The sequence below is a fragment of the Hyphomonas sp. UBA3601 genome (assembly GCF_002375605.1).
Taxonomy (GTDB): Bacteria; Pseudomonadota; Alphaproteobacteria; order Caulobacterales; family Hyphomonadaceae; genus Hyphomonas.
Genome location: NZ_DFME01000024.1, coordinates 41,974 through 46,391 on the forward strand (window position 1 = coordinate 41,974; position 4,418 = coordinate 46,391).

General features: G+C 63.8%; 3 protein-coding genes. 1 reads left to right on the forward strand and 2 read right to left on the reverse strand.

The genetic code is table 11. From position 1 onward, the window contains the following. Positions 1 to 471 (reverse strand): DUF937 domain-containing protein (locus B4F73_RS02475; protein ID WP_290482428.1); only part of this gene is annotated, 471 nt, incomplete at its 3' end. A 103-nt stretch (positions 472 to 574) separates the two neighbouring features. Beyond that, positions 575 to 1,888: a dicarboxylate/amino acid:cation symporter gene (locus B4F73_RS02480; RefSeq protein WP_206991887.1), complete on the reverse strand. Its 1,314-nt coding sequence runs from the start codon at positions 1,886 to 1,888 to the stop codon at positions 575 to 577. A gap of 118 nt (positions 1,889 to 2,006) precedes the next feature. Between B4F73_RS02480 and hrpB the strand changes: the two genes are divergently transcribed. Beyond that, the coding region (hrpB, locus tag B4F73_RS02485) for an ATP-dependent helicase HrpB (protein ID WP_290482429.1) at positions 2,007 to 4,418 on the forward strand (2,412 nt) is incomplete at its 3' end.

Below are 4,418 nucleotides of genomic sequence, written 5' to 3' on the forward strand. Positions count from 1 at the left end.
CGGCTGGCCGCTCAACATGCCGGCAAGTGCGCCCGCCATGTCAGGCTTCTTGGTCTGCTTGGAAAGCGAGGCCATTGCCATGGACGCAACCATGGGCAAGACGGATTTCAGGACCTGTTCGCTGAGGCCGGTTTTCTGGGCAGCCTGCGCGGCGACCGCTCGGCTGGTGTCCTTCGACCCGAGCAAATGGCCGAGAATGGCATTGCCATCGGCGATGGCGTTCGGTTGAGCCAGAGATTCCGGCTGGTCGAGATATTGCTCATGCTGGCCGTTCTGCAGCGCGCCGAGCAGGGATTGAAGCCCGCCGGGCTGTTGGACATTACGCTGAAGACCACCGGCGATGGCTGGCAACAGGGCCTTGATAGCCGCTTGCGCCATGTCCGGCTGCAGGCCAGTCTGCTGCCCTACCTGTTGTACGGCAGCGCCATTATTCGTTTGTGTCAGCATGTCAAAAAGGTTGATCCCAGCCATTCCCGTCTCCGTTCAGATTTAACTTGGGTTATACGTAACAATCGATTGTTGAACGCAAGATGACTGGACGGGTGGGAATGTCAGCTGGGTTGAAAAGCGCAGTCTATACCGGGTCGCGGGCGCGGAAGATTTCTTCGTCCAGTTCGCCCTCCCATTTCGCCACCGCCGTCGCAACGGTGAGATCGCCCGTCACATTGGTGACGGTGCGCATCATGTCGAGGATGCGGTCGAACGGGAACAGGACGGCGATGACGACCACAATCTGTTCCGGCGTGGCCCCGATCACGCTGAGCGTAGTGGCGGCAAGGAACAGGCTGACCGAGGGAATGCCGGCTGTGCCGATCGAGACGAGCGTCGCCATCAGGATGATGGTGAGATACATGCCGGCCGTCATGGGCGTGCCCATGGCCTGGGCCGCAAACAGGGCAATCACACCCTGATAGAGCGCGGTGCCGTCCATGTTGATCGTCGCGCCGAGCGGCAGGACGGAAGAGGCGACCGGCTTGCCAATGCCCAGGTTTTCCCGCGCACAGGAAATCGTCATGGGCAGTGTGGCATTCGAGGAAGATGTCGAGAAGGCGACGGCCTGCGCGTCGACCGCGCCGCGGAAGAAGGGGATCAGGGGCAGGCGCAAGCCGCCCCGAATGATCAGGCCATATGTGATCAAGATGTGCAGGATACAGGCGAGATAATGGGTGAGCGTCAGCTTGCCGAGGAAGACAAGAATGTCGAGGCCGCGCTCGCCAAGCACCCAGGCCATCAGGGCGAAGACGCCGAATGGTGCTGTTTCCATGACGATCAGCGTCAGCTTCATGACGGCTTCAGCCGCGCTGTTGATGACATTTGCGAGTGGCTTGCCGGCTTCGCCCGTCATCAGGATGCCGATGCCGAGCATGATGGCGAAGAAGATGATCTGCAGCACGTCGCCATTGGTCAGGGCTGCGACCGGATTGGTCGGGATGATGGAGAGCAGCGTATTCATCAGCTGTTCGCCGATGCTGCCCGGTTGCGGGTTTGCATCGAGCCGGGCTTTAGCCTCGGCAATGTCAGCCGCTGAGGCAATCGAGAGGTCAAAGCCTGCGCCGGGCTGGATCAACGTGCCCATGAGCAGGCCGAAACTGACGGCAATGACCGTGGTGCCCATATACATGAGCAGGGCGCGCCCGCCGAGGCTGCCGAGCTTTTTGGGATCACCCATGGCCAGCACGCCGGACAGCAGCGTGGTGAAGATCAGCGGGACAACCAGCATCTTGATGAGGTTGATGAAGGCATCGCCAATAGGCTTGGCCCAGGTGGAGACATTGTCGCTGGCGGCTTCCGGGCCGAGCCCATAGCGAAGGCCAAGGCCGACGAGTGCGCCCAGAACCAGACCTGCGATCACCCGTTTCCAGAGATCAATGCCAAACCACCATTTCATAAGCTGCTCCTGCCCCGTCTGTAGCGCCCGACGGTACGGCGCGCTGCCGGGGAAGGCAATCGCGCGGTGCGCATTCCTGCAGCTTGCCAGTCGGATGATGAAAAGCCTATCAGGCAGGATGCAGTCTTCCCTGCCCTACTTGCCGATTGATGATGTGCTGGCCGAAATCTGCGCGGGCCTGCGCGACCATGCGCGGCTTGTGCTCGCGGCGCCGCCCGGCGCAGGCAAGACGACGCGCGTGCCCCTGGCGCTGGCGGGCCTGCTCGGCGAAGCCCCCATCATTGAAGGCAAGATCATCATGCTGGAGCCACGGCGCATTGCGGCGCGCATGGCGGCGCAGCAAATGGCAAATTTTCTTGGAGAGAAGCTCGGCCAGTCGGTCGGCCTGACGACAAGGGTGGACCGGAAAGTGTCTGCGGCGACGCGGGTGGAGGTGATTACGGATGGCCTGTTCACGCGGCGCATCCTTTCCGACCCGGAATTGGCAGGCGTCGGCGCGGTGATTTTTGACGAATTCCACGAGCGTAGGCTGAATTCGGATTTGGGACTGACGCTGGCGATGGAAGCCCAGGGCGCTTTGCGCGACGATCTGAGAATCCTGATCATGTCGGCCACGCTCGATACGGAAAAGGTATCCAGCGTGCTCGGGGCTCCGGTCGTGGAGAGTCAGGGGCGGCAATATCCCGTGGAGTCGAAATATCTCGGCCGGTCGCAGGACCGGATCGAAGACCGTATGGCAGCTGCTGTGCGCAAGGCGCTGCGCGAAGAGGAGGGCTCGATCCTCGCCTTCCTGCCCGGCGCGCGGGAAATCCAGCGAACGGCCGAACAGCTAGAGACCGTGCCTGACAATGTGCGCGTGGCCCCTCTGTTCGGCGCATTGAGCCCGGCAGAGCAGGATGCGGCCGTGTCACCGGCGCCGGAAGGAATGCGCAAGATTGTGCTGGCGACGGATATTGCGGAGAGCGCGCTGACCATTGAAGGCGTGCGGATCGTGATCGATTCCGGCCTCTCGCGCGTGGCGGAAGAGGCCGCCGGCGGGCTGGGGACGCGTTTGTCCACCGTGAAGGCCTCGCGTGCGTCAGTTGATCAGCGTCGCGGCCGGGCGGGGCGATTGTCGCCGGGTGTCTGTTATCGGTTATGGGATGAGGCGGCGACGCGGGGCCTGATGGCCGCGCCGGTTCCGGAAATTCTGAAAAGTGATCTCTCCGGGCTCGTTCTCACCCTCGCGGAATGGGGCGAGCGAGACGCAACGCGCCTGACCTGGATGGATGCGCCGCCTGCTGGACGGCTGAAGGCGGCGCAGGAACTGCTCTCGACGTTAGGTGCCATTGATGAAACGGGCGCGTTGACGGTGCTTGGCTCTGAAATGGCTCGCCTGCCCTTGCCGCCCCGGCTTGGTGCCCTGGTGGCGAGCGCTCCGAACGCGGAAGCGCGCGCGCTGGCGGCGGAGATTGCGGCTCTTGCCGGGGAACGGGGCATGGGCGGAAATTCACCGGATCTGCGCGACCGGCTGGCCGGGTTCCGCCGCGATGGCTCGCCGCGCGCCCGCAGCCTGAAGGCGCAGGCGAAAAGCTGGGGGAAGGGGGCTGCGCCGGGCGGGGATGTGGCGAAACTTCTGGCGCGCGCCTGGCCGGACCAGATTGCCCGCAAGCGCCCCGGCAGTGCGGGCAGCTACCTCATGGCGTCAGGGCGCGCAGCCATGCTGCCGGAGACCGAATCGCTGGCGAAGCAGGATTGGCTGGTGATTGCAGACCTTGGCGGCGCAGCGAAAGAGGCGCGGATTTCGCTGGCCGCGCCGATTTCAGAGGCGGACGCGCTGGAAATTGGCGGCATCGTCTCCGAAGACCGGGCGACCTTCGACCCAAAGACCGGAAAATTTGCCGCGCGGCGGGTGAAGGCGCTCGGCGCGATCATCCTGTCGGAAAGTCCGCTGCCAAAGCCGAGCCCGACTGTAGCCGCCCGCGCGATGCTTGAGGCAATTGCGGAAGAGGGCTTCGAAGCCATCGGCGCAGGCGATGTGGTGCGCGAAACACTGGCCCGGATTGCAATGCTTGAAACAGCCGGGTGCCTGGATGAAACGGGTTGGAACACAGTGAAACTGGTTGAGACGGCAAGCGACTGGTTGTTCCCCCTGTTGAAACGGAAAGGTGCGCAGGTGCCTGCGCACCATGCGGTGCGCGAAGACCTGATCGCCTCGCTCGACTGGCAGGTGCAGGAGGCGCTGCGCAAGGAGGCACCGCTCAGCCTGTCGCTGCCCTCCGGCCAGACGGCGCAGGTCGATTATCTCGATGATCGCGCGCCGCTGGTGTCTGCGCGGGCACAGGCCTTCTATGGGCTGAGCGCGCATCCGACCCTGGCGTCAGGGCGGGTGCCGGTGACGGTGGAAATGCTGTCGCCGGGCAGGAAGCCCGTGGCCACGACACAGGATCTCGGCCGGTTCTGGGGGGCGGGCTATCTGGACATGGCAAAGGACATGCGCGGACGCTATCCGAAGCATGACTGGCCGGCCGATCCGGCCTCCGCAAAGGCC